This is a genomic window from Gracilimonas sp. B-17 (assembly GCF_056857935.1).
This window is the reverse complement of the sequence record NZ_JBSXOA010000009.1, coordinates 322,041-344,882: the sequence shown is the minus strand read 5'-3', so window position 1 is coordinate 344,882 and position 22,842 is coordinate 322,041. Positions and strand designations below refer to the sequence as shown.

Here is a 22,842-nt window from a genome sequence, read left to right as displayed (position 1 = left end):
TCTTCTCCTTCGCAAGGAGAAGGACGCAATTTATGTCTGGCAAAATTGATAGCAAAGCATGGGCTTTGGTTACTGCCTCGTTTTGAACCGGAATTTACAGGATCAGAAGAATGATCTACAGGATCCACTTCGATATTGGGTATTCCGTGTTGGATATTCAATATTCCTGAGGGTCCCCAGTCCCCACTCAAAACTCAAAACTAAACACTAAACACTAATCACTAACCCCTACGCCATCCTCTTATCCAGGGAATACTTACCGCCGCCGGTAAAAAAGGTGACCATGAACAAAAGGAGAAAGAGCAATGCTTTTTCCTTTTGGCTAAATGGATCTCCGGCATGCTGAAAAAACAGGGCAACTGACATGTTAATGACGATGATCAAAGACGAAAGGCGAGTACCGAAGCCAATCAATACAAAAAGGCTGCAGATTCCTTCTGCAAAAGCTGCAAGGATCAGGGAGAGTTCAGGCCCCAATCCGATCGGGTCAGCAAATGAAAAGTCACCGGAGAACACCTTCATTAACTTGGGGAGACCATGCGTGAACAAAATAGCGCCCGCACCAAAGCGCAGCAGCAAGATAGAGAGGTTAACATCAATGAACTTACTTAGGTCGGTAGAGATTAACTTTTTGAACATGTCAGTGTAAATTATTGGTTTAATTTTAAAACAATAAAATAAAAATTAGGCAATTTATTAGCATCGCATACCTCAAAGTTTGAAAATCTTCGATCGGTCTGATCACTTTTATCTATTGTAGACTAACCCAGGGGTGCGTATATTTAGTTCAACATTAAACTATTTAATACTAATCTAAATTATTAATATTATGGCAACCTGGAATATCGACCCTACACACTCTGAAATTCAGTTCAAAGTAAAGCACCTGGTGATCTCTACAGTGACCGGTTATTTCCGTTCATTCACCGGCACTCTCAAAATAGAAGGTGAAAATTTTGAAGGCGCAAATATTACTTTTGAAGCTGACATCGATAGTATTGATACCAATAATGGCGACAGAGATACCCACCTTAAGTCAGATGACTTTTTTAACGCAGAACAATTTCCAAAGCTGAAATTTGAGTCTACCTCATTTAAAAACACAAGCGGTGATAAGTACGAATTGACCGGCAACATGACCATTCGTAACGTGACCAAAGAGATCACACTTGATGTGACTCATGGTGGAACGGTTGAAGATCCATACGGGCAGACAAAGGCCGGATTTGAGATCAATGGTTCGCTGAACCGTAAGGATTTCGATCTTAAATGGAATGCCGTAACGGAAGCCGGAAGCGTTGTAGTAGGTGATGAAGTTAAACTGCTTATGAACGTGCAGGTAGTGGAAGCTGAGTAAACCGGGCAAAAGATTGTCAGTTAGAATTCAACACTGCAATTCGAATAGGTCATTCCCGTGAAAATGGGAATCCTATCATTACCACTATGACAGCTGTTTAACCCGGATCTCAAAATAGATCAGGGGAATCAAAGCGAAAAGACCTGACATCATTGTTTATTTGATCTCCGAAAGGCATCTTTGGTATTACAGAGATGCCTTTTTTATGCCGTATACTTTTGGAGGAACTCTTCTTTATATGATTTTCCGATGGGGATCAAAGTATTTCTGATCTTTAATTGGTTTCCCTCAAGGAACTCGATCTTTGACAAGGAGACGACATATGATCGATGCACTCTGCAAAACTGACCGCCGGGTAATATTTTCAGCAGTTCCTTAAGAGTGTGATGAAACGTTATATGTTTATCGGTAGAGTGAAGGGTGATATAATCTCCCTGACTTTCGGCATAAAAGATATCATCATGTAATATCCGAAATAATTTCCCATCTGCTTTAATGGTGATCGCAGGACTATTAACATCCGGTTTTTCGCCGTTCTGTTTTACTTTATCAACCGCTTTCAGGAACCGTTCAAATGAAAAGGGCTTAAGCAGGTAATCAGTGACACCAAGATCAAAAGCATCAATAGCATGTTCGGAATAGGCCGTAGATAATATGACCTGAGGAGGATCCTTGAGTGTCTTTATAAAACTAAGTCCCGACAGCTTGGGCATGTTGATATCAACAAATAGAAGATCAGCAGAATATGCATCCAGCCAGCTTCTGGCCTCTAAGGCATCCTGACAGGTTCCGGCTATTTCGGTATCAGGGCAATCCTTGATATAGGTTTGAAGAATGTGTCTTGCAGCGGGTTCATCATCTATGATCAGGCATTTGATCATGTGAGCTCCATATATAAGTTGGTTTTGAAGGTATGATCATCTGAGGATAATTCGAGCCCAAACTTATTTGGATAGGCCAATTCGAGTCGTTTTTTTGAGTTTTCGATCCCGGTGCCGGCTCTGAGTTCTGATGATGTATAGGTTTTTACAGGAATGGTATTTTCGGCCGAAAATTCAAGCGTATGGCCCTCTATACTCAGATGAATATCGATATATCCTTCCTCACTTTGAAGATCGGCATGTTTAAAACAATTTTCTACGAAATTGATCAGCAATAAAGGAGCGATCGTTAACTCACCCGGGTTTCCTTTGACAGTATATTTGATCTTGGAAGGGTCATTCAATCGCATGAGTTGCATCTCAACGTAATTACTTAGGTAATCAAGTTCATCTTTTAGATCTACACGGTCTGAACCGATCTGATCCAGCACATACCGCAACAGATCGGATAATTGAAGGATCATCCTTGGGGCCTTATCCGTCTTTTTTAGGGATTCGCTGTAGATCGCATTGAGTGAGTTGAATAAAAAATGGGGGTTGACCTGTGACCGCAATGCTTTTAATTCAGCCTCTTTATTTTCCTCTTCCAGTTGGGCCAATCGGGCAATGTCCTGCTGCTGTGAAAACCAGCTTTTGGTGATGTCGATCATTTGAAACGCAAAGATGTAAATGACGCTGAAACCGATGACCTCTACCGGATCATATAGGGCTACAAAATAATAATCAGGAAAGAGCCAGGTGGATAGATCATTGAAGCTGAACTGGTATATGAAAAAAGTGGTCGCTAGAAGGAAGAAGAAGGTTACACCATATCCCAAATACTTTTTATTCAATAAGTACTTTTTGAATAGAAGTTGATCGTGTACGTGAACAGCAAAGACCATGGGGACATGAAATAAACCAACATAGATCAGGTCGAGCATTCTGACCGATTCGGTTTGGGAAAAGATCTGCAGCGTCAGCCAGAAAGACAGACTCCAGAATACTGCCCATTGAAAGGTTCGGGACCTGACTATGTTTCTTAGCATTTTCAAGGTTGAACACGTTGGAGGTTGATAGGGTCACGATAAGCTTCTGACATATTACCGTATTTGATGATAAATTTCTGCAACTCTTCAGTGCCCGCTGTGATCAATATAGAATCCTCGGTCTTTTCATGTTTGATCCGAACCCGGTTGTCTGTGATCTGTTCTTCGATCCATGAGTCTTTAAAAAGGTTCATGATCAGGCTGTCGTTCCTTAAAATGATCTTTGAAAAGGTGTGAACAGGCAGGTAATGACTGGTTTCAAAGTTGAGTGAACCAAAGTCTACAGGATAGAGATCCAGATATAGATCGCCGCCCAGTTGTGCAAAAGACCCAAAGAAATAACTGGAGTCGATATCACTTTCACTTAAGTCTTCGTAAACGATCATATAAGAATGAGGACCGGCCTTAGTGGGATCCGTTTCTTCATCGGTCATGGTTATAGAAAATTCAGCATTACCCTGGATCCCTGTCATCCTCAGGTCTTCATATTCTCCGTCCTTGATGAAGGTCCACCGTTGATCCTCTTTTTCCCAAACTCCGGTAATACCATTAACGGCCACTGCGTCTTCTTCATTGACAAGAGGGTGAAGGGATTTTAAAAAGCACCCGCTTAAAAATAGGGTGATCATCAAGGTTGAAAGTATAAGTTTAATATAGGTTGTCATAATCCGGTAATTTGTTATGAGTTCGCAATAAAGAAACAGCAGATATTAAATGGAAGAAAAAATATTCGATGAAAGGCATGATTTATTCGATGAATGAACCATAATAAAGGTTCCATAAAAGGGGTTTGGCTGCTAAAATCAGTAAAAGCACAAATCATTTCTTTAATTATCGCCTGGAGTGCAGTATAATCTGCAAAACAAAACTCAATGATCGTTATGAAAAAATATCTCTCTATCGTTTCCGTATTCTCACTCTTGATACTTATTTCTGCTTGTCAGCCGGCAGAGGAATCAACACCAGAACCTCAGGAGGCAAAAGAATGGGCAATTGCCTTGCATGGTGGGGCAGGATATGTCTCCAAAGATATGCCTGAAGACCGTAAACAAGCATATATGGAATCACTGGAAGAAGCTCTGTCAATTGGTTCAGAGATACTTGCCAATGGCGGTTCAGCACTGGATGCTATTGAGAAGACCGTGAATTACCTCGAGGATAATGAACTCTATAATGCCGGAAAAGGTGCCGTATTCACATCTGAAGGTCGCAACGAGCTGGATGCGGCAATTATGGACGGATCTACCCTGAATGCCGGCGCTATCACCGGAGTAACTACCGTGAAAAACCCGATCTCCCTGGCCCGTAAGGTCATGACAGATTCAAAGCACGTATTCTTTTCAGCAGATGGAGCCGAAACATTTGCAGATGAGACAGACGTAGAACGTGTGGACCCTTCATATTTTTATACCGAAAGACGCTATCAGTCGCTACAGAGAGCACTTGAAGAGGAAGAGGGGCAATCCGGTCTGTTGCCATTAACTGATGAGCAAAAGGCATGGAAATATGGAACTGTTGGAGCCGTTGCCAAAGATGTGAATGGAAATCTGGCAGCAGCGACTTCCACCGGTGGAATGACCAATAAAAAATATGGTCGTGTTGGAGATGTGCCGATCATTGGTTCCGGTACCTACGCCAACGATGAAGTAGCGGTTTCAGCGACCGGTTGGGGCGAAAAGATCATGCTGAATGTGTCGGCTCACACCCTGGCTATGTATTACAGACTAAAAGGTGCCACCTTGCAGGAATCTATGAATTACCTGGTGGATGAAGTACTTGAACCCGGTGATGCCGGCTTCATTGCTGTGGACAAATATGGCAACTTCTCCATGAAAACGAACACCGGCTCCATGTTCCGCGCTGCTACTGATTCCGAAGGAAATAAAGAGGTTGGTATCTGGGAGTAGTTGGTAGTTTTAAGTGATTAGTTTTTAGTGTTGAGTGGGGGCTGTATACTTTTTTTAAGACTCGCTACGATCGCTCTGCGTTGTAGCGAATGGAACGAGAATATAAATCGGTCTATCGGTCCATCGCAAATCGGTGAATCGTTCATTCAAAAAAATGTGAAGCCGGAGCTTCACAAAAGGCGTTACGAAGGAGGACCTTCATAACGAGTCGCAAGGAAGTCATGATTAGGGCAAGGAGTTATGAATAGGCAAGGTCCTTCGTTGCCTCAGGATGACGACTTGTTTGTGTGTGAGTTTGGTTGTTTAAAATTGGTTTTAATACACTTCGAAATTCAGTATTCAATATTGGATATTCGATATTCAACGGCTCTAGTCCAGCCCCAGTCTGAATTGATCCCTCAACTCCTGAATGTATACGCCAATATCATTTCTCAGCTCAAACAGGCGGGCATGCAGATCCAGGTATTGATGGGCTTTTAGCAGTTTCTTTTTCTTGAACAGTGGCATCAGTTCCAAACCGTGATTGGCACATTTAAGGGCTTTTTTGGAATAAGCTATATTGGCCCCGATGTATTCAGGTTCAAAACCGAAAGAATGTCCGCCGGCGATCTTAGCACCGATCTTGAGTGTTTCATCCACAAAATCCTGAAATTCTTTGGTTTGATACTTTGGATGAATGGTCTCAGCCCATTTCAGGACATCAACTGCCAGATCCTTGGCATCGACGAATATTCCAAGATCATCAATATCCGAATAGTCTGAGTACATGTACTCATCACTCAGGCTTTTCCATTCTTCCCCATCTTCAAAATCATCGTAATCCTCGTCATTATCGGGACCCATATCCATGAAGTGATCACCGGAATTACCAAATAGGAAATCCTCGTCATCCCAGTCATCCTCGTCTTCTTCATCCCAATCGTCCTCATCTTCCGGAAAATAAGCTTCATCCATCAGTAACTCTTCTTCCACATAAGCTTCAAACGCATCATCCTCATCCTGACTTTCCTTAAGGAGGGTGATCCATCTCGGAACGTTGCCTTTAGGGTCAGAGGCTATGAATTTCCGCAACTGTTCGCTCTTTCTCTCGACTTCGTTGAGGTGTGCTTCCCACTTGAATTCATCCCATTGTTCATCATCGAAACCGTCAAAATGCTGAGGCATATAAGCAGGCAATTAGTTACTGTTTATTATAAGAAAAGAATTATGAATAGTTATGCAATACTTTGTGGAAAAATAACGCTTTTTGTGGATAATTAATCTGTCTGATTTGTAAATAAACCCATCAATTTGAAATTCTAATGTTTAGGTGAGATCAAGAACTCAGGCCATGCAATGGCAATCAGTATATGATCAGGCGTCCTCCTCCTTGCCAGGGAGGAGACAGAGGAGGTCGTGATCGGGGCAAGGAAGTATAAATACCTAAGGTCCATCGTTGCCTCTGAGTGATGACCTTTTACATTGTGTGAGCTTGTTTACTTAATTCAGGCATATTTCCAGTTCGAAATTGAGAACAAACGTTCATCAAAGTCTGGAGAGGACTTCAATGATAACCTGGGTCATTTTTGGTTCAGCCATGGCAGCTGCTGCCAATACATCTTCGATCTCGACGGGCTCAAGGGCATCAGGAAAACACTCGTCCGTGATCACGGAAATACCGAGTACATCCATTCCCATATGAACGGCTGATATCACTTCAGGAACGGTACTCATTCCAACCACGTCAGCCCCCAGGCGGCGCATGTAGCGGTATTCGGCCTTGGTCTCAAGCATTGGTCCGGTCGCAGCAAGATAGACGCCCTGATGCATTTTTATGGAGTTCTGGAGAGCGACATTTTCAGCAAGCTCCAATAGTCTTTCGGTATAGGGTTCGCTCATATCCGGAAAGCGGGGACCCAATTCATCATCATTAGGTCCGATCAGGGGATTATCTCCCAAAAAGTTGATGTGATCCGTGATCAGCATGATATCACCACGCTTGAAATTGGGATTCAATCCGCCGCAGGCATTGCTTACGATCAGCGATTGAGCCCCTATGGCTTTTGCCACTCTCACGGGAAATGCGATCTGCTGCATGGTATAGCCTTCGTAATAATGAAAACGTCCGTGCATGGCAACAACATCTTTACCGCCTAATTTCCCAAAGATAAGTTTCCCGTCGTGTGTTTCTACCGTCGAGATTGGAAAGTGAGGAATATCTTCATAATCAATGGAATGAACGGTCTCGATCTCATCAGCAAGCTGACCTAAACCGGTTCCTAGAATAACAAGGTATTCCGGCTGAAAATCGGTCTGCCCTTTGATGTAATTGACCGCTTCATCTCTTTTAGCGCGGAATTCTTCAACAGTGTCGTAATTCATAAGAGTGAGGTAATATGGTGAGCAGGATCGGGGTAATTGCCTTAATCTATTTCATCCAGGATGTCATCCAGTCGATCACTTCCGGGTGGGAAAGCGTGATCCTCGTCTTCTTTTCTGGATTTGGTTTCCTCTTCTGTTTCTTCATCCATATCGTCATCTGCGTTTTCATCAAGCATGAAACGCGCTCCACCACCATTACCCGTATTTTCAATGGCTTCTTCCAGGTTTACTTCTTTAGGCAGTTTGAAGACATCCATTTCATCATTGCCAAACTGTTCTACAGACTTTTTAGCATTATCGAGATAGGCTGAAATACCATTTATGATCTCTTCACGGCGGTCCAGCAAGCGTAAAATACTCTGTCGTATTTGCTGCCGGTTGTGGTTGGCTTCCTGTATGATGGCATTGGCCTCCATTTCCGCTTTTTCGATGGTGCTTTTTGCTTCCTGGCGGGCACCGGTCATTTTTTGTTCAACCGATTCTTTGGCGGTCTGAAGGGTCTCATGGAGAGCATCCTCAACGCGCTCGTAATGCTTCACCCGATCCTGAAGCTTATCGATCTCCTGTTCCAGTTCTTTATTCTTGTTCAGCAGGTGTTCAAATTCATTGGATACAAGAGTCAGAAAGGCCTGAACGTCAGCGGTGTCATATCCCCTGAGATTTTTTTCAAAGGTCTGTTGTTTAATTTCAAGCGGAGTAAGTTTCATAAATCAGTGATTTTAGTCGTCCTTAAGCTAATTTAAAGTAACATTTATTCATTTAACATGTTACGCAAATTGCTGTTGTTGTCTCTGTCTTCTTTGGATGTAGAACGAACCTCTTCTTCTTCTATTTCAATATCTCCCATGCTTTCATGTTCCCCGTCTTCCACACGATACCGTTCTTCCTCAAGTTCATTGATCTTAGCTTCGAGAGTAGAGATCTTGCGTTCGGTATTCTTTTTGAATTCGCCCAAAGCTCTGAAAAACTGCGGGTCTAATTGTGAGTTGCCGCTTTTACGATGGATCCACTGTTTGATCAGACTGAATATATTCCAAAACAAAAAGCCTGCAAACCCAAGGCCTCCTACGATGGCAATGGCGGCTATCATAAATTCTTCAGGTGTCATAAGAACCCCTTAATTACGTGTTGTTGTTTTACCTCGGTTATGTGCTGAATTATCGTGATTTTGATCCTCAACTTCATCATCTATTTCAATATCTCCTAAAGGATTGGAGGTTTGATGGGATGAATTTTTGCTTTGTTTCTTGAGGTCTGATTCCAAAGTCTCGATCCGGGATTTTAAGTTATGTACCACTTTACGGAGTTCATTAAGCTCCCTTACGTTGGTCATCCTTTTTGATTCCATCTCCAGTTCTTTTTCTTTAAAAGCGTAAATGAGACCTCCTACGATCGCGATCATGGGGATAAGTGCATACCAAGGTATTCCAAATAGCATAAGCCCTAAATTTTAGTTCGATATTAGTTTTTGTTCAGACGCCATTATCTACGTATAAACTTCAGTCATAGTTGCGTTCGCCAAAAATGGCACTCCCAATTCTGAGCATGGTTGCCCCTTCTTCAATAGCAACCTCGAAATCATTGGTCATGCCCATGGAAATATGCTCCAGCTGCACACTGCCTTTGTTATATTCCTGATGTGAATCAAAGAGCTTTTTAAGGAGCTTGAACTCACCTCGTATCTCCTCGGGATCATCCACAAATGTGGCCATGCCCATCAATCCTTTCACTTTTACGAACTTATGATCTTGAGCCGATTCCAGGATACCGGCCAGGTCTTCAGGCTTGCAGCCGCCTTTTTGTTTTTCATCACTGATGTTGACCTGTATCAGAGCATTGATCACCCGGTTGGCTTGTTTTGCCCTTTTATTGATCTCTTTTAGATATTTGGCTTTTTCAACGGAATGGATCCAATTGACCCGGTCGGCTATGTATTTGATCTTATTGGTTTGCAGGTTTCCAATAAAATGCCACACGATATCCGGATTTGAAATACTGGCCATTTTATCTTCCAGCTCCTTCATGCGATTCTCACCGAAATGAAGCTGGCCTGCAGTAACAGCTTCCAGGATATCCTCGTCAGGCTTGGTTTTGCTAACAGCCACCAGGGTAATTTCTTTGGGGTCACGGCCCGCAGACCTGCAGGTTTCATCTATCTGGTCTCGAATAGAAATGAGATTTTGTGAAATTTCTTCATTACTCATATCAAAAATAGTACTTTTTTAAGGATTCTAAGTAATTAACTGCAAGATAAGCTTTTATCATTCATCAATAAGCCTTATTTTTGGAAGCTCTAAAGACATTGTAATTAATGGTTATTTATTGAGATTGATAAAGCTCAAAGTCATAATTCAACATTTTTCTTCGACGAGAAGGTCGGATTCAATAAAACAAGGGGATAGATAGCATGTCAACCCAAATCCGACAAATATCTACTTTCCTCGATCAGTGGGCTCCACCCCAGGTAAAAATGGATTATGATAACGTCGGATTACTGGTAGGAGACCCCGACGCTCCCGTAAGATCAATTCTAACCTGCCTTGACGTTACCGATGCTGTTGTGGCAGAGGCCATTGAAAAAGGTTGTGAGCTTATCGTAGCGCATCACCCTTTGATCTTCAGTAAGATCGGAAGTATCAATCCCACCGATGAACAGGGACGTATCATATACAAACTGATCAAGAACGACATTGGCCTGTTGGTGGCTCACACCAATCTGGATGCGGCCCTGGATGGAGTTTCATTTGTGCTTGCCAATATTCTGGGGCTTGATGATCTCCGATTCCTTGACAAGAACTATTCCATAAGCCGCAAGATCCGACTGATAACCTCACATGCTGACAGCGACGCGGTTCTGAAACTGCTCAATTACCACTCAGCGGAAGAAGCGCATTATTTTGATGTGAACAACCGAAAAGACGGTTTGAAATGTTTTGAAGCGATCATCGATCAGCACAATGTATCGGTGCTTAAGAAGGCCCTCAAAAATGAAGGAATGCTGAAAGAAGGTAGTTTTCAGGTAATTGACCTGGCATCAACTACGCAAAATTTCGGCATGGGTGTGATCGGTGAGTATCCGGAAAAAGGTATTGGTAAAAATGAATTTCTCCACCTGGTTTCAAAAGCCCTGAATGTGAAAGCCATCAGGTTCTCAGGTGATGTGGATCGTATTAAAAAGGTAGCGGTTTGCGGTGGCGCCGGTGTCTTTCTGAAAAATAAAGCCATCCAAGCAGGGGCACAGGCTTTTGTGACTGCTGATATAAAATATCATGACTATTTCACCGAGAAGGATGACTTCCTGCTCGTTGATGTAGGCCATTATGAAAGTGAATTCCCTATTGCTGAAGCCCTGAAAAATGAGTTGACCGAAGCATTTGAAAATGTGGAAGTAACGGTCACTCGCACTGTAACAAATCCGATGCAGATCTATGTGTCGGATCCTGAACCTAAAACTATTCAACCAAGTTGACCCTCACTCCATGAATGAAGTATTACAAAAATTAGCGAACCTGCAATACATTGACAGCCGAATTGATGAGCTCAAACAGTTAAGAGGTGATCTGCCTGAAGAAGTACTCGATCTGGAAACTGATATTGCCCGAAAAGAGGCACGGCTCAACAGCCTGACGGAAGAAAAACAAAATTTACAGGTAGAGCTGGATAATCTGAAACTGGATCTTCAAAGTTCCAAGGAGAAGATCGAGAAGTATGAGGATCAGCAGTTGAGTGTTCGCAACAATCGCGAATACGACGCTCTCACCAAAGAGATCGAAGCTCAGAAGCAAGTGATAGAAAATGCTGAATCTCGTATCAAAGAGATCGAAAAAAGACAGGAAGAGATAGAACCTGAGCTTGAAGTGGCTGAAAAAGAACTGGATGCTGCAAAATCGATGCATGATGAAAAAAGCAGCAGCCTGGAAGATGTGGTGAAATCCACACAGGAAGAAGAAGATAAGTTGCTCAAAAAACGTAAGGAAGTTGAAGAAGAGATCGACGACCGCTATATGCGCAGTTATACACGACTTCGTGACGGATTGAACAACGGAATGGCCGTTGTGGCTATGGATCGCGGAGCGGCTCTGGGCATGGCTCTGCCCCCACAAACACAGGTTGAAGTGCGTCGCAAGAATAAGATCATCATTGATGAAAACAGTGGGCGTATAGTGGTGGATCAGTCATTCTTCGACAAAGCCAAAGAAGAGCTGTCTATCTGATAGCAAGTTCGTATATAATTAATTTTTGAAAAGGGAAGCATCGTCTTCCCTTTTTTTGTTGAGGCCATATAATGATTCAAACCCCTGAATTTTCAGTGAGTATTTGGAACTCCGATGTATGTCATTTCGAACGTAGATTTGCGAAGCGTAAGCAAGCAAACGGAGTTGAGAAATCTACGGGATTGTAAGGGGCTGAAAGTAGCCTCTTCAGTATACTTAGATTTCTCAACATCGTTCACTCGTCCAAAGGGGACTCATTCACACCGTTCGATATGACAAACCCGAGTATATTTCCAATAACTGATTCAGGTATATTATCAATGGTGTTATGGGGGCTATTTGGTATAGTTGAGGCCACATTTCTGGCTGATGTAATAACCAAAGAAAAACCGTATTTTAACAAAGCAGGAAAGCCGGGTGATCGCTCGGTACATACTTGATGGTTCGATACGGCAACCACTTTCACCCATCAATGTTGTCATCCTGAGCGCAACCAAGCCTGTTTTTGAGAACAAGGTTTACCGCGAAGGATCTCAACGTTTATTTCAGGATATGTGGTTGATCTTTAGTTCAAACCATTAAGTATGTGCTGGGAGGAAAGTCCGGACTCCAACAAGCACCGTGCTCCCCGATCCGGTTAAGCCGGCGAAGGGGAGGCTTCATGTCAGGAATGGCATGATGACAGACAGTGCAACAGAAAACAGACCGCTCTGCACATAATTTATTATGTGCGGAGTAAGGGTGAAAAGGTGAGGTAAGAGCTCACCGCCCCGTATCGTGAGGTCGGGGGCACGGTAAACCTCGCGGGGAGAAAGTTCATGCAGATGGTATATGCCGCTTGTCGTGACGCCATCGGGTGGAACGCGACAGACAAATGATCATCCTCGACAGAATCCGGCTTATAGGCTTTCCTGCTTGAAATTATATCAAGACCCTGTTCCCAAAAGGAGCAGGGTTTTGTTTTTAAAGGAACATAATTCTCAATTTGCTGGGATAGCTGACGACCTTACCGTTAACCGATCAAAGAGATGGGAATTGATAAAAAAGAGCACAAAAATGGGAACGACCAAATACCAAAGAAAAGAGATCATGGCAAAGATTCCTTCCATAGCAACAGTTTGATCAGGGACTAAAAGTACTGTTCCACTAAGACCATTTGAAAAGATACTACCGTTTACCCAATTCCACCCCAGATGTAAACCAACAGGTAAGATGATGGACTGAGTCTTCACATAAGCTTTAGCAAAAACATATCCCATCAACCCGGTGGTGATAAACACGAGCGCCATTCCTAAAAGATTACCCAATACGCCGTAGCTGAACCAGTGATAGATCCCAAATGCTGCAGAAGAAACAAGTACCCCGGTCCGCTCCGAAGTGAACTTGATCAAAGCGTATAGTAACACACCGCGAGCCACCAATTCTTCGATGAGCACCCCATTCACATCAGCCAGCGTAGCAGATAGAAATCTCGTGAGGTTGATATCGCTTGAAACGGACCAGCCGGTATCATTAATAAGAGTGAAGAAAACCTGAGAAAGCAGGCAAAGTGTGCCCATCAACGTGAACCCGATCGCGAACTCTTTGAACCGCAGCTTTGCCGGTGTTATCCAGGTTGAGAGAACATTTCTTTTTTCAAGGAGATAAATAAAGAACCAGGAAAAGAAGAGGATAATCAGAACAAGCGGCAATGTGAATGGCATGGTAAATATCTGGGATTAGAGGTATTTGAAATTAACGCTCGATACCTACGGCCAAAATATTTTTAGGATGCAAATTTTCTGATTTTTTCAAAGCAGGCTGATATGCTTTGATATTGACAGTTTAAGAATTGGGAACGTGGTTAGTGGAATAGGTTATCCTGATCGGTATTACTGGCTGCGAAAATGGACCCGGGAAAAACAATTTTCATACAAATAACCACACACTCAAAACCCCACCTGCCGAAATAATCCCTATCATCCAAAGCAGGTCTATGCTTTTCTTCCATCCTGCCCAAAAGACGAACAATCCGGCTTTCACGATCGTGTTTGAGATCACGGAGATCACAATACCCATGGTAGCAACAGAAGCGGAAATATCGGTTTTAGCCATCTTGGAGAGTGAAAGAGTGATAGCATCCACATCCATAAGGCCGGACAGCAGCGCCAACAGATAAATCCCCTGGTCACCAAACCATTCCTGCAGAGCGGTGGCGGTTACCAGGATCACCGCCAGCAATGCCCCAAATTTCAGAGCCGTGGGAAGCTGCAGCGGATTGCCTAGCTCAAGCGATGGATTTTCTTCATGGGCATCGTTCTCTGCTTTGATCCATAGCCAGATCACACATAAAACCGTTAGTACCAACATGGTGGAAAGTGGGATCCAAAGCGGGTCAAGGAGGGATCGGTTCACCACAGAAACTTCAATAAATACCCTTACCAGCATGATGGAAGAGGCGACCAACACGCCGGCTACAAAAATGTAGGTCCGTCCCTTTTTCAGCTGCTTGGCAAACTGGGAAAGACTGATGGTGACGGCGGTAGAAGAAGCGAGTCCGCCAATGATTGAAGTGAGTAAGGTGCCCTTATCCTGTCCGGCATACTTTACCAAAATATAGCCGATGAAGGAAAGTCCGGAGATCAATACCACCATCCACCAGATCCAGTAGGGGTTCAGCGTGTCCCAGGGACCATAACCCTGATTCGGCAACACCGGCAATAAGATCACGGAGATCACTAACAGTTTGATACCGGCATAGATGACTTCCATTTCGATCTTCTGCAGCCAGCGATGCAAAACAGGTTTGAGGCTGAGTAAGGAAATGACGGCCACGGCACTTCCTAAAGCTTCAGCTTGATACCCAAGGGCTGCCCAGGCCCCCAGAGAAAAGGTGATCAACAGAGCAACCTCTGTAGTGATCCCAATGTCCTCATTTTTCTTGACCTTGATCTCAAAAATGTAAGATGCCACCACCAGGGCTGTAAATCCAAGGAATACGACCCCAAGGATCCATTCACCGGTGTATGGAATAAGCGTAGCCCATATACCGCCTAGAAGCCCAACAAGACTAAAGGTGCGTATTCCGGCAATACGGTCACCTTCATCTTCTTTGCGGCCATACCATCCCCGTTCTATTCCGATAAGCAGTCCTACTCCCAAAGCAGAAAGTAGCTTCCAGACGATGTCTAATTGCGCATCCATGGATAAATGATCCGGTTATTTACCCTAATGTATGAAAAAGTAGGCGAACCGCAATTACATATTGATCTTGTAATTTCCTTTAACGTTGCGCTCGATCTGTCGCTTGACGTCTTTTTCCTTAATGGAATCTCTTTTGTCGAATTGTTTCTTACCCTTGGCTACACCGATCAATACCTTAGCATTGCCATGTTTGAAGTACAATTTAAGGGGGACAATGGTATATCCTTTCTGCTGAATGGCTTTATCTAATTCCCGGATCTCTTTCTTATGAAGCAACAGCTTTCGAGGTCTTCTCGGATCGTGATTGTAGTATGACCCATGCTCATAAGGTTTGATGTATAACTCCCTCAGCCATATCTCTCCATTTTGCAGATAGGCAAAGGAATCCGTAAAGCTGGCCTTACCCTGGCGGAGAGATTTAACCTCGGTTCCTTTTAATACAATACCGGCCTCATAGGTCTCTTCGACATTAAAATCGTGACGAGCCTTTCGGTTCTTTATAGTAGGCGTTGTTTTCTTTTCTTTATCGCTCATGGGAGCAAAATTGTTGGTATTACACTGATTAACTCTCTTGTTTTATTCTAGGTCCATAAAGGGCGCATTAAGATTCAATAGGCCCTCAGTGGTCAATTTCGTTTCCTTTAAACCTGGAATCCAAACTCTTTTAACTTTTCTGATACATCCTCGGCCGGCTGCCGGTCAGGGAAGCTTCGGTAGATCCCTAAGATCTGTTCGATCTCAGCTCTTGCTTTCTCATTTTCGGGATTGAGTTCCAGTACGGCCACAAACTCACGGAGAGCATTGTTGGCATTTTCCCTCATTTGTGCAGGATCTGCATTGTAGATGAGATAAATACCATGACGTAAATGTACATCTTCCCGAAGTTTAAGTGCTTCTTCAGATGACGACTCATCCAGCAGGTCCATGGCTTCACCAAACTTAGCTTCAGTAACCAATTGATCAACCTGTTGCTCAAGGGACATTTGAGATTTTTCGTTAGATTGAGAACATGCTGTTAGTAATCCTGCAATGGTAATAGCTAAAAGTACTTTTTTCATAATAAAAATTAGTTCATGTAAATAGGGTTCGGGCTGATACAGAGTATGAAGATAAGCATACTTAGCCATCCTATCACGCGTCTGGTTGGGGATAATTTTTCTTCAAAGTCAACGGGCGGATGTTCTACGCCAACTGCAAATGCAATAAAAAAGCTCCATACAAGCCAAATAAGGGATGCCTGAGCGGGTTCAATACCTCCGACCAGATAACTGTAAAACCAGGATCCGGTCAATGATAGTGCCATCATACTGTAGGTCCAGCCACGGTCTGTGCGGAAAGCTTTATTCATGAGAATATATAATACCGATCCCCAGGCAATCCATTCTATAAATGGCAGGTCAAGATATTGGGTGATATAGGAGCCTAACAGCGGCATAACCTCAGCACCGGCCAGTGCGGTCACAATGGTGAAAAATAGCCGGGCTACCACCCGGTGCCTTCTGTACCCGATCAGGGAATAGAGTATATGACCGCCATCTAGCTGCCCGACAGGCATCAGATTGAGTGCGGTAAAAAACAAACCAAGCCACCCCGCAAAAAGAAACGGGAAATGATACATTTCCCACATTGGAGGCACATTATCGAACATAGATGAAAGCGCTGTATAGAGGAGTGTGTTGCCAATGGTCAGTACACCTTGTTCGGTTCGGTCAGTGATATGATCGGGATAAGTACCATTTTGAGCTACGTACTCCTTCAGCTCTTCATGTCCGGCAAAATTCATAACATAATCAGGTTCAGGAAGGGTTGAAAAGCCGATCAATAAAACAACAATGGCAACAATGAATCCGGCAACAGGGCCGGAGGCTCCAATATCAAATAACTTATGCATCTTCCTGATGCGCTCTTTTATCCGGATCACAGCCCCGAGCGTACCGATACCCAGGGGGATGGGAATATAGTAAGGGAGTGTAACTTTGACCTTATGATATACAGCAGCAAAATAATGGCCAAATTCATGGACTGTCAGGAACCCAAGTAACAGGCCTGCAAATAGAAGCCCCCTGAGCATGTCAGTTGAATTTGGAAGTGCAGTCGGGAATAAGACAGGATCGAGTCCCACAAAATTAGCACCGGTCATCGTTACAAAAAAGACCGTCAGCAAAAACAGGCCAAGATGTTTTAATATGGTCTTGGTGTCCGGTTTGTTCTTGGGTACTTCTTTGGTTGTTACAACCTCGTAGTCTGTGTTGATCTCTTCCTGATACGGGTATTCGCTCAAAAGTCTCTGATGAATTTACTGGGTTAAACTCTTTCTTGAAATCGGCATGGTCATACATCTGGCGCCACCGCGGCCGCGGCATAATTCATGGCCCTGAAAGCTGATGGCGATCTTTTGATCTTTGCCGGGTTCGAAATCCTTATCGGCAAATTCCTCTACAAACTCGAACTGTGTCATCAGATCATAACCATGATCAACAAGTGTATTGAAAGTGTTGGTATTACGTTCATAACCAACAATTATTCCCGGGGCTAAAGCAAAAACATTCGCGCCATCGGTCCATTGTTCACGAAATTGATTGGTTCGGTTCTCACCACCACATTTAATGAAGTTAAATTCATTTCCGGTGGCTTCTTCAAGGGCACCTTTCAACGAATGCCTTGTTTCTGACTTTATGGAATCACCATCTTTGAACAGGGCTACCACATTGTCTTGTTGTTCCAGGATGGCTGGAGGGAAAGCAATGCACTCGGTTTCATCGGCAAACGTGAAAATTGTGTCAAGATGCATGGATGAACGCTGTTTAGGGATATCAACAGCCAAAACAGTTTCTACTCCCTGTTGAAGTAATCCCTCGGTTCCTTTCATAAGGCCACTAAATGAAGTTCGCTCACTCATCCCAATAAGTACTAATTTATCAGATACGACCAGTACGTCACCGCCTTCAATGGATTGATGGCCTGAAATACGGATAGCATTATCTTTCACCGACTCAAACATTGGATGATATTCAACCAGTGTTTCCATCATGAGTGATTCCCTGAGCCGGGCCTTTTTTGCGGCTCTTGAGATCAGGATGCCGTTACCCACAACAGCTGCCAGGTCTCTGGTGAACAAAAGGTTCGGTGAAGGATTCAGGGTGAAACCTTTGGATTCTTCCAGGTAACCCTGAATTACAAACTTCAGCAGGTCTTCCGGAGAAAGCTGGTGAAGCTCTTGTTCAATGACATGAAGGTTTTCTTCCGGAAATTCCTTTATCAAGTGTTCAATGAAATACGAGCGGGCGTCTTCCACTTTAAAAACATCATTGAATAGATCTACGATCTCGATGACCTGTCCATTTTTTGGCATGGCGGCTTTAAAGATGTCAAGCATGTCGAGATGTTCACCGCGCGCATCTTCCTCAAAGATGATATCATCAAATAAAAGTTCATCCTTTAATTCGGGATTTACCAAAGATACTTCGTGTCCGGGTGTATGAACGATCACTCCCTGCAGGTGACCGATCTCAGAAGAAACATTAATGTCCATATAATGGTTGACTATGTAGGTTAACAGAACCCTCAAATATAAAGGATAACAAGAGCATTTATAAGAAGTAATTGGATCATTGAATTAATATCTTCAGTGCCAATTGGAATTTATTTACTATGACCTCAAAATCAGAGATAGAGTCGCTTTTATTTTTAATGGATGATCCTGATCCTTTTGTGCAGGAAAGCGTGCAAAACAGGCTTCAAGAGCTGGGTGAGCAGGCTGTCCCGTTACTAGATCAGTATAAATCGACGGTAAAAGGGGCCGATGCCAGGGATAAAGTAAATGAGGTGATCCATAAACTGACCTTCAGTACACTGGAATCTGATTTCATAGAGGTGCTTGAAGGAGGGCTTAAAACCCGGAAATCTCTTGAAGTGGCAATTCTGACCATAGCTCGTTTTGGGAACCCAACACTTCGGATCAGTGAGTATCAGAAAAAGCTGGATCATTTTGTGCAGATGGTCGAGCCCCAGGTCAAATATAAATTGGATGAGAAACGCAAGATGAAGCGGCTCCTTAATTTTATATTTGAGGACCTGAATTTTCATGGGGATGCAGAAGATTATCACGCTCCGCAAAACTGTTTTCTTGATCAGGTGATCGACCGCCGAAAAGGATTGCCTATATCATTGAGCTTGATCGTAATGTTCATGGCACGAAGACTGCAATTGCCTTTCTTTGGGATCAATATGCCCATTCATTTTATGCTTAACTATGTGGGTGATAAAGAAGAGCTGCTCATAGATCCTTATGATAATGGTGCGATCGTCACCTACGACCAGTGTTATTTCTTTCTAAAGAAGAATAATGTTGAGCCGAGACCGGAGCATTTTCAAATGGCCACAAACCTTGATATTGTTTTACGCTGCCTGCGAAACCTCATACACAGTTATGAGCGGAAGAAAGAGATGGAGCGGGTGGAAGACCTGGGCAGGTTGCTGAACATAGCCGAGATGTACAAATAGGAATTAATTTACCGCTTAACTGTCAGGGAACTCAAAGGTGAAGGTCGTTCCCTTGCCTTCCTCAGTATTGATATCCATTTTTGCATCTAGCTGATCTGAAAAGGAGCTGATGAGCATGGTTCCAAGACTATCTCCTTTTTTAATGTCGAAATCATCAGGCAGGCCGGGCCCATTATCTGAGACTTTCAGAAGAATACTTCCATTAAGTTTTTTCAGTGTGATTTCAAGCCGGCCCTGCTTTCCATTTTTGTATGCGTGCTTAAAGGCATTCACCACAAGTTCACTAATCAATAGCCCGCAGGGAATTACCTTGTCCGGCTCAGCTTTTATGGTATCCAGGTCAAATTTGATAATGACATCCCCCTGATATTCCGAGAAGGTACTGTTTATCGATTCAACCAGGTCCTTTATATAGTTGCCAAGATCAACATCAGCAAGGGATTCGGTTTGGTATAGCTTTTCATGGATCAAACCTATAGAATTGATCCGGTTTTGACTGTCCTGAAGTACGTTTTTTGCCTCTTCACTTTCTGTACTTCCAAGCTGTAATTCTATCAGCCCCGATACAATGGCAAGACTGTTTTTTACCCTATGGTGTATTTCACGAAGCAGGGTCTCTTTTTCTTTGAGGGATTTCTGGATCTGGTGTGTTTTTGCATTGACCCGCTGCCTTAACACAATAACCCAACCAATAATTAATAATATACTTAAGGCAAGTATGGATAGGATCACATACCAGTAAAATCGGGGCAAGTTCTCATATTCAAGATCAGCAGGTGTTCTGAGAAATAGTTTATAGGTTCTTAAGTCCGGAAATTCAGGATTATACTCGGTAATGATACCTCTTACCTTCACTACATCACCTACTCTCAATATCTCGAAATTGAAGTCTTCGTAAAGCACATGAAAGTTTGAGACATAGACCATAATACTATCGCTGGTCTGTTCAGGGGAGATGATAATATATTTACCATTAAAGGTTGTTCCTTTTTCGATCACTTGTCCGGTTCCCTGTGCCATCATTCCAAGATATCCGGCCGGGTGCTTGATAACAGTGTTTAACGCTTTAGGCCCGGGTGGTGCAGATGAGGTAGGAATGACCTGATAGGAATTGACCTGAACCTCGATCAATCCATTATACTGGTCTATATATCCATTTATGAAAAGACTGTCACCCACCTGAAAGGGAGTATCTATCTCTTCTGCAAAAATGGACATCCCGGAACTGTCGTTTTGAATGAACGCCTGTAGGAATTTTTCATGGAGTATTCCGCTATTGATGTTTGCAATACCGGTAACGGTAACATCTTCCCCGAGAAAGTCTGGAATTTGGTCGTTATTAAGGTCTGTCCGGATCTGTTTGAATGTCCAGATAGAATCTGGCGGAGTACTTTGTGAGAGTACAGATGAGGGCATCATCATCATGAGGAGTAAGATCCCTGCGAAGCCGATCCGTATAAAAAATGAATTAATTTTACTCATCTGAGATCAAATGCATTGAGCATCTGTTAAAGCTGAAAACTATTACTCCAAATATACAAAAAGCATTTCCTCTGAAAACACTTAACCTTCATTATTGGAACAATCTATAGAATTGAAACAATGCTTAATTCAAAGCTTTTCTAGATCTTTCTGACCACGGCCCAAACCAGGATACAACCGGCTAAGATACAAGCGATACCGAGGAGGAAATTTCCAAAGAAGATCTGTCCCAATCCAAATAAAAAGCCAAAGATCGAACCGATCGACATCACAATATTTATAAGAGAGGGCAGTAGTTCATCAGGTGATTCCTTGCCTCCTGAAAATCTCTTCCATTTACCCATAGGTGTAACCCTGGCATAAAACTTCTTCAAAGTTTCATCCGATTCGGGTTTGGTAATAAAAGTGGCGATCAACCAGATGATGGTTGAAAAGGCTGTGGTAAAGATCATTCCACCTGCAAAATCGTATCCCATCTGATTGGAATAGACGGCTCCGATCATGGCAGCGACCATAGCCGTAATTTCACTCCAGGCATTGATGCGCCACCAGAACCATCTTAATAACAATACCCCGCCAATACCGGCACTTAGCGATAGAATGAATTCCCACCCCCCTGATACGGAATCGAAAAAGTAGGATACACCCACACCCAGGGCTGCCATTAAAAGTGTGGCAACGCGTGAGATCAGTACATAATGTTTTTGGGCTTTATCCTTTGAGTCAAACTCTTCCGGTGTTTTGATGAAGCGCTTATAGAAATCGTTGACCACATATGATGTGCCCCAATTAAGTTGTGTGGAGATCGTTGAGACAAATGCAGATAAAAAAGCTACCATTAGAAGTCCCATCCACCCAACAGGGAGAACCTCGAGCATCATCAGAGGATAACCGGTTTCAGGATCCTCGAGGTTTGGAAATACTACCATTGCAACTAAAGCTACAAGGATCCAGGGCCAGGGGCGTACGGCATACATCAGGATGTTGAAAAGAAGTGTGCCACCAACGGCGTTCTTTTCATCTTTGGCAGAGAACATACGTTGTGCGATATATCCACCACCTCCGGGTTCGGCACCGGGATACCAGGCGGCCCACCAGTTCATCCCGATCCAGATCAATGCTGTTGTTAGGGCAATTTCAGGATTTGTGAAGGGATTGAAACTGAGTACATCATAGTTTAAAGTTTCGCTCAACTGAGTTTTTAGTTCACTCAATCCGCCTACATGATCAACCGCAAAATATGCAAGCGCAATGGTTCCGATCATGGCCAGGATGAACTGAACAAAATCAGTTACGATCACTCCCCATAGACCGGAAATAGCAATATACAATCCGATAAGCCCATATAGAATAACGATCACGATCCACTGATCAGCTCCCGTAACAACCGTTAGGATCTTGGCCATACCTACAGTAACCCAACCCATGATGATACAGTTAAAGGGGAATGCAAAATATAGGGCTCGGAATCCCCTTAAAAAACTGGCCGGTTTACCGCCATACCGAAGTTCAATAAATTCGACATCGGTCAGGACATCTGCTCTTTTCCATAATTTGGCATATATAAAGACAGTGACGATCCCTGATATCATCCAGTTCCACCAAAACCAGTTACCGGCAATTCCCTGCCTGGCTACAATGCCTGTAATAGCAAGGGGTGTGTCGGCAGCAAAAGTGGTGGCCACCATAGATACACCGACCAACCACCAGGGCAGGTTTTTGCCTCCGGCAAAAAAGTCATCCAATGATTCCTGTCCGCGTACTTTCGCAGCCCAGGCTACGCCAATCATTAAAAGAACGTATCCGGCAACAACAAGGTAATCTAGGGTTTCAAAAGGCATGTGATCAAATGCAGTTAATGTTTTTGAGGATCAAAAAGTTGGCAGAGTATAATGAAATTTTATTTACCTCCTAAAAGTTTACATA

Annotated in this window: 23 protein-coding genes and 1 other RNA gene; 6 read left to right on the top strand and 18 right to left on the bottom strand. The window is 43.3% G+C overall.

Annotated features, from left to right (window positions below):
* Positions 1-228: 228 nt before the first annotated feature.
* The gene (locus AC13FX_RS03290; RefSeq protein WP_482879031.1) at positions 229-639 is read right to left on the bottom strand and encodes a DoxX family protein; all 411 of its coding nucleotides are present in this window, start codon (positions 637-639) and stop codon (positions 229-231) included.
* Positions 640-829: 190 nt separating this feature from the next.
* Here AC13FX_RS03290 and AC13FX_RS03285 point away from each other — a divergent pair, with 190 nt between their 5' ends.
* Positions 830-1,357, top strand: coding sequence for a YceI family protein (locus tag AC13FX_RS03285; protein ID WP_482879030.1), 528 nt, complete (start codon positions 830-832; stop codon positions 1,355-1,357).
* A 203-nt stretch (positions 1,358-1,560) separates the two neighbouring features.
* Here the strand turns inward: AC13FX_RS03285 and AC13FX_RS03280 are convergent, their stop codons facing one another.
* Genes AC13FX_RS03280 through AC13FX_RS03270 form a run of 3 tightly spaced genes read right to left on the bottom strand, consistent with a single transcriptional unit; the run spans position 1,561 to position 3,931 of the window.
* A complete protein-coding gene (locus AC13FX_RS03280) occupies positions 1,561-2,238 on the bottom strand; it encodes a LytR/AlgR family response regulator transcription factor (RefSeq protein WP_482879029.1) in 678 nt (225 codons plus the stop codon).
* Positions 2,235-3,266, bottom strand: a complete 1,032-nt coding sequence (locus AC13FX_RS03275; RefSeq protein WP_482879028.1) for a sensor histidine kinase — start codon at positions 3,264-3,266, stop codon at positions 2,235-2,237. The genes AC13FX_RS03280 and AC13FX_RS03275 overlap by 4 nt, the downstream gene beginning before the upstream one ends.
* Positions 3,267-3,268: 2 nt before the next feature.
* Entirely contained in the window at positions 3,269-3,931 is a 663-nt protein-coding gene (locus tag AC13FX_RS03270) for a hypothetical protein (RefSeq protein WP_482879027.1), read from the bottom strand.
* 216 nt (positions 3,932-4,147) lie between these two features.
* Between AC13FX_RS03270 and AC13FX_RS03265 the strand changes: the two genes are divergently transcribed.
* Entirely contained in the window at positions 4,148-5,173 is a 1,026-nt protein-coding gene (locus tag AC13FX_RS03265; RefSeq protein WP_482879026.1) for an isoaspartyl peptidase/L-asparaginase family protein, read from the top strand.
* A gap of 369 nt (positions 5,174-5,542) precedes the next feature.
* Here the strand turns inward: AC13FX_RS03265 and AC13FX_RS03260 are convergent, their stop codons facing one another.
* The 6 genes from AC13FX_RS03260 to AC13FX_RS03235 form a co-directional block, all read right to left on the bottom strand.
* Entirely contained in the window at positions 5,543-6,337 is a 795-nt protein-coding gene (locus AC13FX_RS03260; protein ID WP_482879025.1) for a hypothetical protein, read from the bottom strand.
* A 360-nt stretch (positions 6,338-6,697) separates the two neighbouring features.
* Positions 6,698-7,534 carry a purine-nucleoside phosphorylase gene (locus tag AC13FX_RS03255; RefSeq protein WP_482879024.1) on the bottom strand — a complete coding sequence of 279 codons (837 nt, stop codon included), beginning with the start codon at positions 7,532-7,534 and terminating at the stop codon, positions 6,698-6,700.
* 41 nt (positions 7,535-7,575) lie between these two features.
* On the bottom strand, positions 7,576-8,241 hold the full coding sequence (locus AC13FX_RS03250) for a DivIVA domain-containing protein (RefSeq protein ID WP_482879022.1): 666 nt from the start codon (positions 8,239-8,241) through the stop codon (positions 7,576-7,578).
* Positions 8,242-8,285: 44 nt separating this feature from the next.
* Positions 8,286-8,642 carry a hypothetical protein gene (locus AC13FX_RS03245; protein WP_482879021.1) on the bottom strand — a complete coding sequence of 119 codons (357 nt, stop codon included), beginning with the start codon at positions 8,640-8,642 and terminating at the stop codon, positions 8,286-8,288.
* Positions 8,643-8,651: 9 nt separating this feature from the next.
* On the bottom strand, positions 8,652-8,972 hold the full coding sequence (locus AC13FX_RS03240; protein ID WP_482879020.1) for a hypothetical protein: 321 nt from the start codon (positions 8,970-8,972) through the stop codon (positions 8,652-8,654).
* Positions 8,973-9,033: 61 nt separating this feature from the next.
* Positions 9,034-9,738: a YggS family pyridoxal phosphate-dependent enzyme gene (locus AC13FX_RS03235; RefSeq protein WP_482879019.1), complete on the bottom strand. Its 705-nt coding sequence runs from the start codon at positions 9,736-9,738 to the stop codon at positions 9,034-9,036.
* 203 nt (positions 9,739-9,941) lie between these two features.
* On the opposite strand from AC13FX_RS03235, the gene AC13FX_RS03230 reads away from it, so the two are divergent.
* The 3 genes from AC13FX_RS03230 to rnpB all read left to right on the top strand — a co-directional run bounded on the left by AC13FX_RS03230 (position 9,942) and on the right by rnpB (position 12,666).
* On the top strand, positions 9,942-11,003 hold the full coding sequence (locus tag AC13FX_RS03230) for a Nif3-like dinuclear metal center hexameric protein (protein WP_482879018.1): 1,062 nt from the start codon (positions 9,942-9,944) through the stop codon (positions 11,001-11,003).
* A gap of 10 nt (positions 11,004-11,013) precedes the next feature.
* Positions 11,014-11,748 (top strand): zinc ribbon domain-containing protein, encoded by a 735-nt coding sequence (locus AC13FX_RS03225; protein ID WP_482879017.1) that lies wholly within the window; start codon positions 11,014-11,016, stop codon positions 11,746-11,748.
* Between the two features lie 546 nt (positions 11,749-12,294).
* An RNA gene (rnpB, locus tag AC13FX_RS03220) (RNase P RNA component class A) lies at positions 12,295-12,666 on the top strand.
* Positions 12,667-12,728: 62 nt separating this feature from the next.
* Here the strand turns inward: rnpB and AC13FX_RS03215 are convergent.
* The 6 genes from AC13FX_RS03215 to AC13FX_RS03190 all read right to left on the bottom strand — a co-directional run bounded on the left by AC13FX_RS03215 (position 12,729) and on the right by AC13FX_RS03190 (position 18,463).
* Entirely contained in the window at positions 12,729-13,451 is a 723-nt protein-coding gene (locus tag AC13FX_RS03215; protein WP_482879015.1) for a CPBP family intramembrane glutamic endopeptidase, read from the bottom strand.
* Positions 13,452-13,656: 205 nt separating this feature from the next.
* Positions 13,657-14,931, bottom strand: a complete 1,275-nt coding sequence (locus AC13FX_RS03210) for an MgtC/SapB family protein (protein ID WP_482879014.1) — start codon at positions 14,929-14,931, stop codon at positions 13,657-13,659.
* A 54-nt stretch (positions 14,932-14,985) separates the two neighbouring features.
* Positions 14,986-15,465 carry an SsrA-binding protein SmpB gene (gene smpB / locus AC13FX_RS03205; RefSeq protein ID WP_482879012.1) on the bottom strand — a complete coding sequence of 160 codons (480 nt, stop codon included), beginning with the start codon at positions 15,463-15,465 and terminating at the stop codon, positions 14,986-14,988.
* Positions 15,466-15,572: 107 nt separating this feature from the next.
* Positions 15,573-15,989 (bottom strand): hypothetical protein, encoded by a 417-nt coding sequence (locus AC13FX_RS03200; protein ID WP_482879011.1) that lies wholly within the window; start codon positions 15,987-15,989, stop codon positions 15,573-15,575.
* Positions 15,990-15,997: 8 nt separating this feature from the next.
* Positions 15,998-17,212: a site-2 protease family protein gene (locus AC13FX_RS03195; protein WP_482879009.1), complete on the bottom strand. Its 1,215-nt coding sequence runs from the start codon at positions 17,210-17,212 to the stop codon at positions 15,998-16,000.
* A 15-nt stretch (positions 17,213-17,227) separates the two neighbouring features.
* Positions 17,228-18,463, bottom strand: a complete 1,236-nt coding sequence (locus AC13FX_RS03190; RefSeq protein ID WP_482879008.1) for an arginine deiminase — start codon at positions 18,461-18,463, stop codon at positions 17,228-17,230.
* A 119-nt stretch (positions 18,464-18,582) separates the two neighbouring features.
* On the opposite strand from AC13FX_RS03190, the gene AC13FX_RS03185 reads away from it, so the two are divergent.
* On the top strand, positions 18,583-19,434 hold the full coding sequence (locus AC13FX_RS03185) for a transglutaminase family protein (protein ID WP_482879007.1): 852 nt from the start codon (positions 18,583-18,585) through the stop codon (positions 19,432-19,434).
* Between the two features lie 15 nt (positions 19,435-19,449).
* Here AC13FX_RS03185 and AC13FX_RS03180 read toward each other — a convergent pair whose 3' ends face one another.
* On the bottom strand, positions 19,450-20,916 hold the full coding sequence (locus AC13FX_RS03180; RefSeq protein ID WP_482879006.1) for a sensor histidine kinase: 1,467 nt from the start codon (positions 20,914-20,916) through the stop codon (positions 19,450-19,452).
* Positions 20,917-21,056: 140 nt separating this feature from the next.
* The gene (locus AC13FX_RS03175; RefSeq protein ID WP_482879005.1) at positions 21,057-22,757 is read right to left on the bottom strand and encodes a sodium:solute symporter family protein; all 1,701 of its coding nucleotides are present in this window, start codon (positions 22,755-22,757) and stop codon (positions 21,057-21,059) included.
* Between the last annotated feature and the right edge of the window lie 85 nt (positions 22,758-22,842).

What these genes read in the sequence shown, in the direction of transcription:
- AC13FX_RS03290 (WP_482879031.1), bottom strand. Translation starts at nt 639, where the DNA reads ATGTTCAAAAAGTTAATCTCTACCGACCTAAGTAAGTTCATTGATGTT.
- AC13FX_RS03285 (WP_482879030.1), top strand. Translation starts at nt 830, where the DNA reads ATGGCAACCTGGAATATCGACCCTACACACTCTGAAATTCAGTTCAAA.
- AC13FX_RS03280 (WP_482879029.1), bottom strand. Translation starts at nt 2,238, where the DNA reads ATGATCAAATGCCTGATCATAGATGATGAACCCGCTGCAAGACACATT.
- AC13FX_RS03275 (WP_482879028.1), bottom strand. Translation starts at nt 3,266, where the DNA reads ATGCTAAGAAACATAGTCAGGTCCCGAACCTTTCAATGGGCAGTATTC.
- AC13FX_RS03270 (WP_482879027.1), bottom strand. Translation starts at nt 3,931, where the DNA reads ATGACAACCTATATTAAACTTATACTTTCAACCTTGATGATCACCCTA.
- AC13FX_RS03265 (WP_482879026.1), top strand. Translation starts at nt 4,148, where the DNA reads ATGAAAAAATATCTCTCTATCGTTTCCGTATTCTCACTCTTGATACTT.
- AC13FX_RS03260 (WP_482879025.1), bottom strand. Translation starts at nt 6,337, where the DNA reads ATGCCTCAGCATTTTGACGGTTTCGATGATGAACAATGGGATGAATTC.
- AC13FX_RS03255 (WP_482879024.1), bottom strand. Translation starts at nt 7,534, where the DNA reads ATGAATTACGACACTGTTGAAGAATTCCGCGCTAAAAGAGATGAAGCG.
- AC13FX_RS03250 (WP_482879022.1), bottom strand. Translation starts at nt 8,241, where the DNA reads ATGAAACTTACTCCGCTTGAAATTAAACAACAGACCTTTGAAAAAAAT.
- AC13FX_RS03245 (WP_482879021.1), bottom strand. Translation starts at nt 8,642, where the DNA reads ATGACACCTGAAGAATTTATGATAGCCGCCATTGCCATCGTAGGAGGC.
- AC13FX_RS03240 (WP_482879020.1), bottom strand. Translation starts at nt 8,972, where the DNA reads ATGCTATTTGGAATACCTTGGTATGCACTTATCCCCATGATCGCGATC.
- AC13FX_RS03235 (WP_482879019.1), bottom strand. Translation starts at nt 9,738, where the DNA reads ATGAGTAATGAAGAAATTTCACAAAATCTCATTTCTATTCGAGACCAG.
- AC13FX_RS03230 (WP_482879018.1), top strand. Translation starts at nt 9,942, where the DNA reads ATGTCAACCCAAATCCGACAAATATCTACTTTCCTCGATCAGTGGGCT.
- AC13FX_RS03225 (WP_482879017.1), top strand. Translation starts at nt 11,014, where the DNA reads ATGAATGAAGTATTACAAAAATTAGCGAACCTGCAATACATTGACAGC.
- AC13FX_RS03215 (WP_482879015.1), bottom strand. Translation starts at nt 13,451, where the DNA reads ATGCCATTCACATTGCCGCTTGTTCTGATTATCCTCTTCTTTTCCTGG.
- AC13FX_RS03210 (WP_482879014.1), bottom strand. Translation starts at nt 14,931, where the DNA reads ATGGATGCGCAATTAGACATCGTCTGGAAGCTACTTTCTGCTTTGGGA.
- smpB (WP_482879012.1), bottom strand. Translation starts at nt 15,465, where the DNA reads ATGAGCGATAAAGAAAAGAAAACAACGCCTACTATAAAGAACCGAAAG.
- AC13FX_RS03200 (WP_482879011.1), bottom strand. Translation starts at nt 15,989, where the DNA reads ATGAAAAAAGTACTTTTAGCTATTACCATTGCAGGATTACTAACAGCA.
- AC13FX_RS03190 (WP_482879008.1), bottom strand. Translation starts at nt 18,463, where the DNA reads ATGGACATTAATGTTTCTTCTGAGATCGGTCACCTGCAGGGAGTGATC.
- AC13FX_RS03185 (WP_482879007.1), top strand. Translation starts at nt 18,583, where the DNA reads ATGACCTCAAAATCAGAGATAGAGTCGCTTTTATTTTTAATGGATGAT.
- AC13FX_RS03180 (WP_482879006.1), bottom strand. Translation starts at nt 20,916, where the DNA reads ATGAGTAAAATTAATTCATTTTTTATACGGATCGGCTTCGCAGGGATC.
- AC13FX_RS03175 (WP_482879005.1), bottom strand. Translation starts at nt 22,757, where the DNA reads ATGCCTTTTGAAACCCTAGATTACCTTGTTGTTGCCGGATACGTTCTT.